The sequence below is a fragment of the Shewanella sp. ECSMB14101 genome, assembly GCF_000773485.1.
Taxonomy (GTDB): Bacteria; Pseudomonadota; Gammaproteobacteria; order Enterobacterales; family Shewanellaceae; genus Shewanella; species Shewanella marisflavi.
Genome location: NZ_JSFF01000002.1, coordinates 79,081 through 93,055, shown reverse-complemented (window position 1 = coordinate 93,055; position 13,975 = coordinate 79,081). Strand labels below are relative to the sequence as shown.

Here is a 13,975-nt window from a genome sequence, read left to right as displayed (position 1 = left end):
TTAGCCACCCATCAGTTTCTGCCACCAAGAGAGCGGCTCGCCACAGTTCTTCGCCGGATGATAGCTCTCACTCAGCGCGGGAACGGCAATAACATTGCCGCACTTAGCCTGCTTGGCAACGCCTGTCTTGGCATCGAAGTAACCATTTACCACGCCTTCGACCGGTGTGCGTCTTAAACCAATAGGCGCGCGCTGTTTGAGGAAGGCCTGATACACGGCCATGGCACCACTGCTGCCGTAAAGGCTTGTCTTGCCATTGTCATCCAAGCCAACCCAAACCGCTGCCACGTTACGTTCATCGAAACCGGCAAACCAAGAGTCACGTGAATCATTACTGGTGCCTGTCTTACCCGCCAGGGTAACCCCAGGAAACGCCTGCCCCAACTTGGCAGCGGTACCAGATGCAACCACCTGAGTCATGGCATGCTGTACCAGGAAGTCGCTGGCTACAGGCAATGCCTGGCTGGCGTTGCTCTGACTGGCCGCCAGGGGCTGATTGTCTGCATCCAGCACATGGGTCACCGCATTAAGCTGACGATAACGGCCATTGTCCGCCAATGTCTGATACACCTGGGCGACCATCAGCGGCGAGCCATTGACTGCACCCAACAACATTGAGGGATAATCGGGGATCTCTTCATCCCAGCCAGACTTGGCCAGAGTGGTTGCCACCGCGTCTGTGCCTATGGCCATCCCTAAGTTCACCGTTGGTACGTTCATCGACTTCTTAAAGGCCGTCATCAGAGGCACTTCGCCAGAGAACTGCTTGGTCACGTTCTGCGGTGACCAGGTCTTACCATGAGAGTTGGTCAATGTGATGGGCTCATCCTTTAACGGCGTTGCCAGGGTATATTTATCCCCCTGGCTCAAGGCCGTGGCATAGACAAAAGGTTTGATTAACGAGCCTATGGGCCTGCGGATCTCCACCGCACGGTTAAAACCATGGTAACTAGGCACCTTGTCGCCCACCATAGCAGCAATACCGGCTGAGTATTTATCGGTCACCACCATACCAACTTGTAAAGCCTTGTCTCGCTGCTCCAGCTGCTGCATCGTCTTACGCACCGCCAGCTCTGCCGCCTCCTGAGCCAAAGGATCTAAGGTTGTGTAGACCTTAATGCCCGACTGTTGCAGCAAAGCATCGCCAAAACGACGCGACAGTTCACCGCGTACCACGGCAAAGAACGCCGGCAGCTTCTTGTGCACAGGTCGACTAAATTGACGCACCCTAAGAGGTGACTCCACCGCCGCCTTATACTGGGCCACAGGCAGTTGGCCAGACTCCATCAAGAGACGCAGCACCAGATCCCGTCGTTCTTGTGCCCGCTCAGGGTAACGCCAAGGGTTGTAGTAAGAAGGACCCTTGATCGCGGCGATCAGAAACGCCTGTTGAGCTAAAGTCAGCTCGGCAATAGGTCGACCAAAATAGAACTGAGAGGCCAGCCCCATTCCGTGCACGGCGCGAGACTTATCCTGACCCATATACACCTCGTTGAGGTAGGCCTCTAAGATCTCGTCCTTGTCATAACGAAAATCGATGATCAGCGCCATCAAGGCTTCTCTGAGCTTACGTATGATGGAACGCTCGCTGGAAAGAAAGAAGTTTTTCGCCAGCTGCTGGGTCAGAGTTGAGCCACCTTGTACTGTGCGTCCGGCGCTGATATTCACCATAGCGGCGCGCACTATGGCAAAGGGATTTACCCCGTGATGCTCGTAAAAACTTCTGTCTTCTACCAAGATCAAGGCATCCACAATCGCCTTGGGCATCTTATCTGTGGCCACAAACAACCTATCTTCGCCATCACCTGTGATCATGCGATCCAGCAGCACGGGTTCGAGATGAAACACCGCAAGTTCACGGTTATCACTGCGCGCTACAGAGGCGACCCCTTGGCTGTCGAAGGTGATCATCACCCGCTGTTCCTCTTGGGAACCTTGAGGATGCAGGAAGGGACGTCGCCAGAGATCCACCTTGGTCTTAGAGGCGGAAAACTCTCCCACCTGACGGGGATTAGCCACCTTACGATAACCCAATAGCTTTAGCTCGGCGATCAACTGATCATGACTCACCGCCGCCCCTGGATAAAGCGCCATAGAACGGCTAAATACCTGCGCTGGCAGATGCCACTTTTGCCCTTCAAATTTACGGGCGATGATCTGATCCAGATAGATGCTATAAATCGTTAAGGCGGCAAACAGGATCAGGCCGAGCTTCCAGCTCAAAGACCAGATCTTGCGCCCCCATCCCGGCTTTACGGCACTGGCTTTAGGCTTGCTTGTCTTGCCATTGGCCGACTTACGCGGCTTACGTTGCTTTGGCGTCTCTTTATTCGTCATCTCTTTTCCAGTCAAACAGCAAAAGGGCGATCACAGCCCATTTGCTGACATCTTTTTCTTGGTTAATTTGGTGGGCAAGGTGTTGGCCGGATCGTCGGGCCATAGATGCCATGGGTAACGCCCCTTCATCTCTTTCTTTACCTCGACATAGGGGCCAGTCCAGAAGTTGGCCAGATCGGCGGTTAACGCCAACGGTCGCATGGCTGGTGACAGAAGCTCCATGGTCACCACCAATTTACCTTGGGCCAGACGCGGACTCTGAGCCATGCCCAGCGCCTCCTGCAGACGCACGCTAAGCAGGGCGCGTCCCGAATCGTCATAACGTATCGCCGCCCGAGTACCCGTTTTCATCGGCCAGTGAGTCGGCAGTAGTTCGTTTAATGCCTGCTGCTGGCTCCATTCCAGGCGATTGAGCAGCAGAGTGTAAAAATCCAGTCCCTTGAGCTGGTTCAGGCGGCGCACCCCATTGAGATAGGGTCCCAGCCACTTGGGCAACTCGGCCAATAGGGATTCATCGCTAACATAGGGCCAGTCTCCTGCCAGTTCAAACTGACGCGCCAGCGCCACCCGACGCCTGAGCTGCTCCACCTTATCATCAAATCCCAGCAGCGAAAGGCCTTTAGTACGGATCAGCTGATAGATAGCCTGATGAATCGTCTCTTCATCCAGAGCCGCTAAGGGGCGTTCGCTCAATATGATAGCCCCGATACGCCGTTGAGATAAACCGTAAAAACGCGCCTTCTCCTCATCCCAGCCAGTTACGACTTGGGTCTGCAGCCTGTTTGCCAGGGCGCCGTCAAACAAGGCAGGATCCAACTTAGCCGCCAGCAGAATGCGGCCACTACTTTGCCCATCGCTCTCCTGAAAATCGGCCACCACCAGCCAAGTTGCTCCCTGCAGCGCATCGTCATCGCCGAGTGTCACCCCAGCACCGCAGGCAAGTTGATAGCCCTTCACCCCACGCGCCTTGGCGATGCGATCGGGAAACGCCAGCGCCAATAAGATAGCAATATCCTGATCCCGGCTCTCACTCAACACCTGGCTAAAGGCTTTATTCCCGCCCACTCTCACCAGGTATTGCTTTGCAAGCTTAGCAATCTCGCCCCCCCGGGCCTCGTTTAAATATCGCGTAATATCTGCGCCGCGTCGGGGCAAGGCTCGCGCCTCAAGTAGCGCCGCCAATACCGCCGCCAGCGGCAAATAGTAGGGACTCCCGCTCTCTTCCAACGCCTTGGCGGCCAACAACATATGTGCCAGACGGGGATGACAGCCAAGCTGATAGGCGGCGCGGCCATGGGCCGTGATGCGCCGCTGACTATCCACCAATTCAAGCTGAGTAAGCAGCTCCCAGGCAACGGTTTCATTGGCCGCGTTAGGCGGCGAAATAAGGGGCAAGGCTTGTAGGGTATTCACTCCCCAGAAAGCAGCATCCAAGGCGGCATTAGTGAGATCCCCATGTTGAATTTCCGGCTCGTCGGCCTTGAGCAGACGCTCATGCTCCTGCTGTGGCCAGAGCCTGATGCAGTGGCCAGCGCTAAGACGCCCGGCGCGGCCGGCGCGCTGGGCCGCTGAAGATTGGCTGATCCGTTTCAGTGACAGTCGATTCACCGCCGTCTTGGGATTAAAGCTGGCCTGACGCTTATAACCGGCATCGACCACCAGCTGAATATCTTCAATGGTCAGACTCGACTCGGCCACATTAGTCGCCAGCACTAACTTACGCATCCCCTTAGGCGGAGCGGCAATAGCGGCATCTTGTTGTTTGGGCGGCAAGGCGCCATAGAGAGGTGCAATCAAGAACACCTTGCTGTCGAGCCGCTCCGATAATAGGGTTTGTAAACGCCCAATCTCGCGCTGGCCGGGCAGAAACGCCAGTAAAGAGCCCTGCTGATGCTCACTCAAGGCGTCGACTATCACCTTGGCCATATGGGGCAACCAATCTTGATGAGCGGCGCCGGGACGATAACTCAAACTGACAGGATAGCTGCGCCCTTCGCTGACAAGACTAGCAGCATCAGGCATTAAATCTGAGAGAGGCAAGCCATCCAGAGTGGCCGACATCGCCATGATCTTGAGATCTTCGCGAAACGAGGCCTGCACCTCAAGTGCCAGCGCCAGCCCAAGATCTGTCGTCAGATGGCGCTCATGGATCTCATCGAAGATGATCAACCCATAATCCGATAACTCAGGATCTTGCTGGATCATCCGGGTCAACACCCCTTCGGTCACCACTTCGAGACGCGTCTTGGCGCTGATGCTGGACTCACCGCGTACCCGATAACCCACCGATTGCCCTACGGACTCTCCCCGCTGCGCAGCAATAAAGTGCGCGACATTGCGCGCCGCGATACGTCTGGGTTCCAACATTAGGATCTTGCCCTGTATCTGTGACCAGTCGAGCATCGCCAGCGGCAACGCGGTCGACTTACCCGCCCCGGTTGGCGCCTGCAGAATCACCTGCGAATGGCTTTCCAGGGCCTGTTGGATCTCAGGCAGGAGTGTATGGATAGGTACTTGGTTCAAAGGTGGTGTTCAATCGGCAAAAAACTGGCGACAGTTTACTAGGGATGAAGGCAAAACTAAACATACGCGCCCCGGCTAAAGGGCGCTATAAGGTTAACATCTATTCACAATAGAGCTGGCGATACCAATGCAGGCCTTCACCCGAACTCAAGGTCGCCAAGGATGTCGGCCGGGCAATGCCATAGCCTTGACCATACTCGACGCCCAAGCGCGCCAGATGTTTGGCCACTTCAACCGACTCGACAAATTCCGCCACGATTTCAAAATCCATGTCGCGGCCAAGTTGGCAGATGGCCGAGACGATCGCCTGATCCGCCCTGTCATCACACAGTTGTAGAATAAACTGTCCGTCTATCTTCACATAGTCCACATCGAGCAGCTTGAGATAGGCAAAACTTGAGAAACCTGAGCCAAAATCATCCAGCGCCAGTTTGCATCCCATGGGTTTCACCATGCTGATCAACTCCGTCGCCTGATCCAGCTGGCTGACCGCCGCCGTCTCAGTGATCTCAAAGCAGAGCTTAGACACCAGTTCGGGCTCGCCCAGCAAACGCATCTCCAGCCAGTTGATAAATTCGCTATCACCAATCGACAAGGCGGAGAGGTTAACCGATACCATACTCAAAGATTGCCAGATATCGATATGTTCACTGCCCCAGCGCAGCAGCTTGTCGATCACCCAGCGATCCAGCTTGGCCACCAGGTTAAAGCGCTCGGCGGCGGGTAGAAAGATCCCCGGCGCGATCAGCTCGCCATCGGCAGATCGCATCCGCAGCAAAATCTCCAGATGTAAGCCTTCGTCACTCACACTCAGGGGTTCTATGGGCTGATAAAAGAGCTCAAATCTGTCGTTAGCCAGGGCGCCAATGATATCCACCGAGGCGCTCATCTCGGTATTGAGCTTCTCTACCACAGGATCTTGAGCACTATAGAAATACCAGGCGTTGCCGCCCTTCTCCTTGGCCAAGCGGCAGGCGGCACTGGCGCGCCGCAGCAGATCCGATATCGAATCTATATCACTCTCGCAGCGGGCCACTCCCATGCTAACGCTCACGCAATGTTTACGCCCTTCCCAGCTAAATTCATGGTTAGCCAACGCCTGACAGATACGTTCTGCCACCTGCTCGGCAATCTTGCCGTCGATATTAGGCATTAAAATGCCAAATTCATCACCGCTTAGCCTGGCAACCACATCTTCCTTGCGCACCAACTGGCTCAAGCGAGAGGCCAACTGGCACAGCAAATGGTCGCCAGCCCTGTGACCACTGACATTATTGACTATTTGAAATCTGTCTATATTAATGAAACCAACAAAGGTGGCACGTTCACAGTCACAGGGATTGGACAGATCATAGATAGCCTCAAAATAGGCGCGATTTGGCAGGCCAGTTAAGCTATCAAAGTTCAGCGAGAGTCGCTGCTCATCAGTGACTTCCACCACCTCTTTCACGGGCTCAACCAACATGAGTATGGGGCCATCTTCCCCTGAGAGGGAGAGAAAGGTCACCTTGGAATCGACCTCATTGGGGGAAAATTTGAGCGGCACCTCGCAGCTCGACTGCTCAAGCACCTGATCTTTAACCAGGTTCATGGTATCGAGAAAGCGTTTTTGAGCTAATGCAGGTACCAGACTTTCTATTCGCTGTAGCGTCTCCACACGCAAGGTTTCAGATGCGCTCTGATTAAAACGTATCACTCTATCATCGGCACCGACATGCACACAGGGAATAGGCAGGCGATAAAGATGCTCGATACAAACCAGCTCATTACTCTTGGCCGCTAATCGCTGATGCGTCACCTCTTGCGCCAGACCCAGTAAATTTCCCGCCAACAGTAGTTTTTGCCTGACGAGCTCTGGCCAATGTCCTTCGCAGTTGTAGCGGTAAGCCCCGAAAATATATTGCTTGATCCCACCGACGGGTAAAAGCAATACACTACGGATCTTGGCCTGATTCAGGCGTACACGACTATCGTCATCGTCAATAGCGGCCGCCACATCTTCAACGATGGCTGGTTCGCGCAGCGAGGTATAGGAATGCAGGTGGCGATTATTGGCCACCCGGCTGAGTAACAATTCGGCGTCGCGCTTACTAAAGATGGATGTATCAGACTGATACATAGCCTCAATCTGCACAGGCAGACGGCCTTTGCCAATACGTAACAAAAACAAGCCATCGCAATTATTATCGATGGCAAGTTCCTGCAACACTAGCTGCAGTTCCTCTTCCAGATCATGCTCGCACAAATAAGCAAGAGTTTGCTCGAGCGATCGAGATCCGTGTTGCGTATCGGATGACATATACTATCTAATCCTTAGATTGGCTAATCTGATACAGACACTGATTATAGTCAGAAATCATAGAATTACCCATAGGTTAAGTTGTAAACACTAGTAGTACGCGACAACAGGACACATTTAGCTACTCATGCAGCATTGACGAAATAACTCGCTTAAAATCAAACAAATAGAATATTATTCGCTTTGTATTTTTGTAACACACTTTGGCCTTTATCGGCAACCAGGTGATAGACCCATGAAACGACTCTTTCTTGCCATCTCTCCCAATGCTGCTCAGCTCGACACATTGACTCAGCTGCAGGCAAACATTGGTGACGAAGGGCGCATAGTCCCTAGAGACAATCTGCATATGACGCTGGCCTTTCTCGGCCAATGTAGCGCGGCGCAGCAAGAGGCCCTAAGCGAAACCTTAGCGCGGCTCGCCCACCAACGCCGGCTGCCGGCTTTTGAAGTGACGCTCAACACGCTAGCGCATTGGGACAAGCCGAAGATCCTCTGCCTCAAAGGCGAGGCGCGAGACCCGCAACTAGTCTCCCTGTTTAACCTATGTCAGCGTTTGGCGCAGCAACTCGGGCTACATACCAGTGAGCATAGCTTCCAGCCTCATATCACCCTGATGCGTAAGGCTAAGGCACTGCCCGATATCAAATCCCCGACTCTTACCCTCAATGGCCATGCCCTGCATCTATATCACTCCCAAAGCAGTGAGCAAGGCGTGCAATATGAGATATTGGCCTCCTGGACACTTACATAAAAAAACGCGCCCTTGGCGCGTTTTTCTCATTCACTACTGCTTAGCTTAGTCTTGCAGCAACTCGGCAATGGTTAACACGCCGTGAGCGGTCGCCCCCGCCGCCCACAAGCCATTGGCCGAATCGGCAAAGGCCGAGGCCAGATCCATATGTAGCCACTGAGTGTCATCCGACACAAAGCGCCACAAGAAACCGGCAGCGTTTGAGGCACCGCCAGCTCCGCCACCTTTGACCGGACGACTGTTGGCAGTATCGGCATAGGCAGATGGACACATCTCTTTGTGCCAAGGATCGAGGGGAAGTGGCCACACCATCTCGGCGACAGATGAAGCCTTCTCTTGGGTGCGGTTAATCAACTCACGACTTGGCGAGAAGATGGCGTTGTACTGAGTCCCCACGGCCATCACGGCGGCACCGGTCAGGGTCGCGGCATCGATCACCAGCGGTGCACCTGTCTCACAAGCGGCTTGCAGGCCATCGGCCAATACCAAACGCCCCTCGGCATCTGTGTTTACTACCTCAACCGATACGCCATTCTTGTAGGTGAGGATATCCCCCAGTTTATAGGCACGGCCACTGATCAGGTTCTCGGCGCAGCAGAGGAACAGCTTGACACGCTTATTCAGACCAGACTTGATCGCCAGGCCCAGCGCCGCGGTCACTGTCGCCGCGCCGCCCATGTCGCACTTCATCCCCAGCATGCCTTCGGACGCCTTGATGCTGTAACCGCCTGAGTCGAAGGTGATCCCTTTACCCACTAGCGCCGCCGACACAGGAGCGTCTTCACCCAGTGGGTTATAGTCCAGTTCGAGCAGCGCAGGCGCACGCTCACTGCCGCGGCCCACAGAGTGAATGCCTATCCACTTCTCTTCCAGCAGGGCTTCACCCTCAACGATGCGATAGCTCACCTTGTCGCCACCGACTTTAGTCAGCCACTGGGCAGCCTGATTTGCCAGGGTCACCGGCGCCAAGTTTTCAGGAGTCTCGTTGATCAACTGCCTGGCGAAGGCCGCGCTGTCGCGTCTGTCGTCCAGCACTTTCTTGATGGCGTCGTCGCCAGTCCAGGTTATCTTGCCTATCTGCTTGGCCGTAGCAAAGCCTTGGGCGAAGGCCCACTGAGTGTGAAGATCCCAGATCTCACCTTCTAATGCCACCTCGTTAATCCCTTGATTGCGTAGCTTACGCGCCGCCTGCTGCACCTGACGTAGCTGATCGCCCGCCTGCAGATGGATATTGGCCTGGCCCGCCGTAAAGGTCACATCTGCGCTGCCCCAATGGGCTGCTGGTGCATCGCTGGTCAGATAAATCTTCATCACGTCGCTCATAGTTATTCCTTTTCTGTATAGAGAGTCGCGAAACCTTTAGCGGCTCCGCCTTATAATGGCGCCAAGTATAACGCCAATCATGGGCCTTTATCTAATCGCTTAAATCAACCCCATTACACCTGGGCCAGCAGAGCGGTGCGACAGCATAATGCTAAATAAGGTAGAATCGCTGCGCTCAGCCGTGGTCTGTTACCACATAGAGATAGCAAACCAACGTCAAAGCCAGCCACAGAAATAATAAGCAGCATAATAAGGTCGACAAGATGATTTTTACCCCCGCATTTGAACAGGGAATATTGCTCAGACGCTACAAGCGCTTCCTCGCCGATGTGCAACTTGATGATGGCTCAGAGATCACCATCCACTGTCCTAACACTGGCTCGATGCGCAACTGCCTATATCCCGGCGAGCCCGTCTGGTTCTCCACCTCTGACAATCCCAAACGCAAATATGCCAATACCTGGGAACAAGCGGCCTCAGATGAGGGCCACATCATAGGGATCAACACTGGGCGCGCGAATGCCCTGGCGGCTGAGGCGATTGAGGCAGGCGTGATTACCGAGCTGAGCGGCTACGACACCCTGCGCCGCGAGGTAAAATATGGCAGTGAGAATAGCCGCATCGATCTATTACTGCATAGCGAGGGCAAACCCGCCTGCTATATAGAAGTCAAAAGTTGTACCTTATTAGAAGAGGGCCAGGGTTACTTTCCCGATGCGGTCACCACTCGGGGACAAAAACATCTGCGTGAACTGATGGAGATGGTCAAGCAAGGCCACAGAGCGGTACTGCTATTTGTGGTGCAACACACGGGGATCACCTCGGTGGCCGCCGCCAAACATATCGACCCAGACTACGCCGAGCTTCTGACTCAGGCCCACCAAAATGGGGTGGAGATCCTCGCCTACAGCAGTAAATTATCCCCAAGTGGCGCCAGTCTGATTAAATCCTGCCCTGTCAAGTTGTAAATAGAAGGTAAAAGTTGAATTAATGCGTAATAGAGGACATAGTCAAAAGATAAACTTATGGCAGCTTAAAAAATTTGCGTGGTATATCAGATTCTGATATAGATATCGGCCTTTAATAAAGACGCCCTACAACGCAAATGATGAACAGGAGATGCGTTATGCCTGAAGGCACTAAAAAACTTGGCGTGCTCGCTATCGCAGGTGTAGATCCTTACCAGGAAAAACCAGGTGAGGAATATATGAATACCGCTCAACTGGGTCACTTCAAAAAAATTCTCGATGCTTGGCGTAGTCAGCTCCGTGAAGAGGTGGATCGCACCCTGAATCATATGCAAGATGAAGCGGCTAACTTCCCAGACCCTGTCGACCGTGCGGCTCAGGAAGAGGAGTTCAGCCTTGAACTACGCGCCCGTGACAGAGAGCGTAAGCTGATCAAGAAGATTGAAAAGACATTGCAGAAGATCGAAGACGACGATTTCGGTTTCTGTGATTCATGCGGTATCGAAATCGGTATCCGCCGTCTCGAAGCTCGTCCAACAGCCGATCTCTGTATCGACTGTAAGACGCTCGCCGAGATCAAAGAGAAACAGATGGCCGGTTAATCTGGCGTAAAGCGGGGCTTAGCCCCGCTTTTTTATGATGTGTCGTTAAAGGTTTTGCCGTGATAGTTCAAGCAGACCACTCTCAACCCCCTAATACTCAAACCACTATGGCCAAAGCCGTCGCGTCCCAAGCCACCGGCGCAGAGGCCTATATTGGTCGATTCGCCCCCTCCCCCTCGGGTCCACTGCATTTTGGCTCCTTAATTGCCGCGCTAGGTAGTTTTCTGCGCGCCCGCGCAAACCAAGGTAAATGGTTGGTGCGCATCGAAGATATCGATCCCCCGAGAGAGGTCATAGGTGCCAGCGACCTTATCCTCAAGACTCTAGATGCCTATGGCCTGCAATGGGACGACGCCGTGCTCTATCAAAGCGATCGCCTAGGCGCCTACCAGGCGCAGCTTGACGCATTAGTTCAGCAGGACAAAGCCTACTTTTGCCAGTGCACCCGCAAACAGATCCAGGCGATGGGCGGCACCTATGATGGCCGCTGCTCTGCGCGCATGCCTAAACATACTGAAGGCGCGATACGCATTCACAATACCTTGGCCATAGACCATTTTAATGATGAGTTACTGGGCCCTATCCAGGTAGAACCAGACTTTGCGGCTGAGGACTTTATTATCAAGCGCCGCGACGGCCTCTACGCCTACCAGCTGGCGGTGGTCATGGACGATGCCTTTCAAGGGATCACCGAAGTGGTGCGCGGCGCCGACCTGCTCACCTCCAGCGCCCGCCAAGCGACGCTCTTTGAGCTATTTGGCGAAACGGCGCCTAAATGGCTACATCTGCCACTGGCCTGCGCCCAACCTGGGATGAAGCTCTCAAAACAGAATCATGCCCCGGCGATCGATATCGAGGCGCCACAGGCCAGTATCAATGCCGCGCTCGCCTTTCTGGGCCAAGCTCCTTGCGATATCGACCAAGTTGAAATCATGTTAGCCCAGGCCATCAGCCAATTTGACCTGAAGCGGATCCCGTGTCAGCAGGAGATCCTTCTGCCGCAAGGCGCTTAAGTCGATGCGCTAAAGTAGTGAAATGCAAAACCTAACCGCCGTCACGAAACCCAGTTGACCGGGAAAGCCCGGGTATACTCTTTAACCCATATTTGGGTTATCATAGCGGCCTAATTTTAACCCTAACTCAAGATCCAAGTTCGAGGTGTCCTATTTTTCGCCGTATTAGTCAATTCTGTAAGCAGCTTTTTGACGACAATCAAAACACCACAGAAACCACACAAGCGGGACTAAGCCTAGAGATAGTTGCACGCAAACACCATGCAATCTCTCGTAAGCAAATTAGCGAAAACGCTATAAAGGTACTCTATCGTCTACACAAGTCTGGCTATAAAGCCTACCTGGTGGGTGGTGGTGTGCGTGACATCCTCCTCGGTCTCGAGCCAAAGGATTTCGATGTGGTCACCAATGCCACACCGGAAGAGATTAAGAAGCTGTTTCGCAACTGTCGCCTGGTTGGGCGCAGATTCCGCCTGGCCCACATCGTCTTTGGTCGCGATGTTATCGAAGTTGCTACACTGCGTGGGCACCATGTTGACAGTGGCGAGAAGATCTCTAAGGTCAATGCTGAAGGGCGCCTATTGCGCGACAACGTCTATGGCACCATAGATGAAGATGCCGAGCGCCGCGATTTTACCGTCAACGCCCTCTACTATGACATCAGCGACTTCTCCATCCACAGCTATGGCGGCGGTTTACAAGATCTCGAGTCTCGCACCCTGCGCCTGATTGGCGATCCGCAAAAACGCTACCGGGAAGACCCTGTGCGCATGCTGCGCGCCGTGCGCTTCGCCACGAAGCTGGGAATGAACATAGATAAGGCCGCGAGTGAGCCAATCTATGAACTGGCGCCGCTGCTTCAAGATATTCCCGCCGCCCGTATGTATGAAGAGGTGCTTAAACTCTTCTTTAACGGTCAGGCAGAAAACAACCTAGCCATGATGCGCGACTTTGGCCTGTTCGCCCCCCTCTTCCCGCTGGTCGATAACCTGTTAGAGGAAGATCCTAAGGGACCGGTTAATAAACTGGTCAAGGCGATCATGCGCAACACAGATGAGCGCGTCCAAGCTGACAAGTCGGTCACTCCGGCCTTCTTCTATGCCGCCATGCTTTGGTATCCCCTGAGCCAAAGAGCCGATGATATCGCGCTGGAAAGTGGCCTAACCCAATATGATGCCTTCTACGCTGCTATGGGCGATGTGATGGAGCAGCAATGCCGCACCATCAGTATTCCCCGTCGATTCAGCACACCGGCAAAAGATATCTGGCAGCTGCAACTGAGATTCGACCGTAACCAGGGCACCCGCGCCTTTAAGTTTATCGAGCATCCTAAGTTCCGCGCCGCCTATGATCTGCTGCTACTTAGAGCAGAAGCCGAAGGTGGCAATGTCGCCAAATCCGCCGCCTGGTGGAAGAGCTTTGTCGAAGGTAACGAAGAGCAGCGAAGCGTGATTGCCCGCAGTGTCAATAAAGGCAGCCGCAACCGCAACAATCGCCGTCGTCGCAGCCCAAAGAAAGCACCTAAAGCCGAATAATGCTCACTGTCTACGTCGCACTGGGGGCCAATCTCGCGTCCCCAAAAGTCCAATTGGATCAAGCCTGTCAGGCACTGAAATCCCTGGCAAGCGACGGACAGGTGAGCGTCTCTCCCTATTACCAAAGTGCCCCTATGGGTGATGTGCCGCAGCCGGACTACCTCAATGGGGTGGCTCGCTTTCAGACTATGCTCGCACCATTGGCGCTACTCGATGCTTTACAAGCCATCGAAAACGAACAGGGCAGAGTGCGGCAAGTGCGTTGGGGAGCGAGAACTTTAGATCTGGATCTGCTGCTCTATGGTGACTGGCAGCTGGATATTCCCCGTCTTAAGGTGCCCCACTACGGCATGAAGAGTCGCAGCTTCGTGCTAATCCCTCTGTACGATCTGTCTCCTGATCTGATCCTTCCTTGTGGTACCCCACTAGCATCACTCATCAGCCCCGAACTTAAGAGCCAAGTTCAACAACTCGCCCTGGATCATTGAACTTAGGCGCCAGTTAGCTTATAAAGCACACTACTGTAGAGTCTGTTGACCTTTACTGTTTTGTTTTCCAGCATTTTGTAGACGATTTATACCAGGCAGAGCCTGTGTAATGTAGTTATTCTACATAGACGGG

General features: G+C 53.8%; 10 protein-coding genes. 6 read left to right on the top strand and 4 right to left on the bottom strand.

Annotation, left to right across the window (positions count from 1 at the left end; genetic code table 11):
* The 3 genes from mrcB to NY07_RS02860 form a co-directional block, all read right to left on the bottom strand.
* Positions 1 to 2,337 carry a penicillin-binding protein 1B gene (gene mrcB, locus NY07_RS02870; RefSeq protein WP_033537852.1) on the bottom strand — a complete coding sequence of 779 codons (2,337 nt, stop codon included), beginning with the start codon at positions 2,335 to 2,337 and terminating at the stop codon, positions 1 to 3.
* Between the two features lie 30 nt (positions 2,338 to 2,367).
* Complete coding sequence (gene hrpB, locus NY07_RS02865; protein WP_033537851.1) at positions 2,368 to 4,860, bottom strand: ATP-dependent helicase HrpB; 2,493 nt, start codon at positions 4,858 to 4,860, stop codon at positions 2,368 to 2,370.
* Positions 4,861 to 4,960: 100 nt separating this feature from the next.
* Positions 4,961 to 7,159: a putative bifunctional diguanylate cyclase/phosphodiesterase gene (locus NY07_RS02860; RefSeq protein ID WP_033537850.1), complete on the bottom strand. Its 2,199-nt coding sequence runs from the start codon at positions 7,157 to 7,159 to the stop codon at positions 4,961 to 4,963.
* Positions 7,160 to 7,394: 235 nt separating this feature from the next.
* Here NY07_RS02860 and thpR point away from each other — a divergent pair, with 235 nt between their 5' ends.
* Positions 7,395 to 7,913 (top strand): RNA 2',3'-cyclic phosphodiesterase, encoded by a 519-nt coding sequence (thpR, locus tag NY07_RS02855; RefSeq protein WP_033537849.1) that lies wholly within the window; start codon positions 7,395 to 7,397, stop codon positions 7,911 to 7,913.
* A gap of 45 nt (positions 7,914 to 7,958) precedes the next feature.
* Here thpR and pepB read toward each other — a convergent pair whose 3' ends face one another.
* Positions 7,959 to 9,236 carry an aminopeptidase PepB gene (gene pepB, locus NY07_RS02850; protein WP_033537848.1) on the bottom strand — a complete coding sequence of 426 codons (1,278 nt, stop codon included), beginning with the start codon at positions 9,234 to 9,236 and terminating at the stop codon, positions 7,959 to 7,961.
* A gap of 263 nt (positions 9,237 to 9,499) precedes the next feature.
* Between pepB and sfsA the strand changes: the two genes are divergently transcribed.
* From sfsA to folK, 5 genes are all read left to right on the top strand, one after another.
* Positions 9,500 to 10,204 (top strand): DNA/RNA nuclease SfsA, encoded by a 705-nt coding sequence (sfsA, locus tag NY07_RS02845; protein ID WP_033537847.1) that lies wholly within the window; start codon positions 9,500 to 9,502, stop codon positions 10,202 to 10,204.
* A gap of 158 nt (positions 10,205 to 10,362) precedes the next feature.
* Complete coding sequence (gene dksA, locus NY07_RS02840; protein WP_011866925.1) at positions 10,363 to 10,806, top strand: RNA polymerase-binding protein DksA; 444 nt, start codon at positions 10,363 to 10,365, stop codon at positions 10,804 to 10,806.
* Positions 10,807 to 10,913: 107 nt separating this feature from the next.
* Positions 10,914 to 11,819 carry a tRNA glutamyl-Q(34) synthetase GluQRS gene (gluQRS, locus tag NY07_RS02835; protein WP_033537846.1) on the top strand — a complete coding sequence of 302 codons (906 nt, stop codon included), beginning with the start codon at positions 10,914 to 10,916 and terminating at the stop codon, positions 11,817 to 11,819.
* Positions 11,820 to 11,911: 92 nt separating this feature from the next.
* Entirely contained in the window at positions 11,912 to 13,354 is a 1,443-nt protein-coding gene (gene pcnB / locus NY07_RS02830) for a polynucleotide adenylyltransferase PcnB (RefSeq protein ID WP_052125460.1), read from the top strand.
* Positions 13,354 to 13,842, top strand: a complete 489-nt coding sequence (folK, locus tag NY07_RS02825; protein ID WP_033537845.1) for a 2-amino-4-hydroxy-6-hydroxymethyldihydropteridine diphosphokinase — start codon at positions 13,354 to 13,356, stop codon at positions 13,840 to 13,842. Before pcnB ends, folK begins: the two co-directional genes overlap by 1 nt.
* Positions 13,843 to 13,975 lie beyond the last annotated feature (133 nt).

Bases quoted from the DNA above. Each gene is read 5' to 3' on its own strand.
- mrcB (WP_033537852.1), bottom strand. From the start codon at position 2,337: ATGACGAATAAAGAGACGCCAAAGCAACGTAAGCCGCGTAAGTCGGCC.
- NY07_RS02860 (WP_033537850.1), bottom strand. From the start codon at position 7,159: ATGTCATCCGATACGCAACACGGATCTCGATCGCTCGAGCAAACTCTT.
- thpR (WP_033537849.1), top strand. From the start codon at position 7,395: ATGAAACGACTCTTTCTTGCCATCTCTCCCAATGCTGCTCAGCTCGAC.
- pepB (WP_033537848.1), bottom strand. From the start codon at position 9,236: ATGAGCGACGTGATGAAGATTTATCTGACCAGCGATGCACCAGCAGCC.
- sfsA (WP_033537847.1), top strand. From the start codon at position 9,500: ATGATTTTTACCCCCGCATTTGAACAGGGAATATTGCTCAGACGCTAC.
- dksA (WP_011866925.1), top strand. From the start codon at position 10,363: ATGCCTGAAGGCACTAAAAAACTTGGCGTGCTCGCTATCGCAGGTGTA.
- gluQRS (WP_033537846.1), top strand. From the start codon at position 10,914: ATGGCCAAAGCCGTCGCGTCCCAAGCCACCGGCGCAGAGGCCTATATT.
- folK (WP_033537845.1), top strand. From the start codon at position 13,354: ATGCTCACTGTCTACGTCGCACTGGGGGCCAATCTCGCGTCCCCAAAA.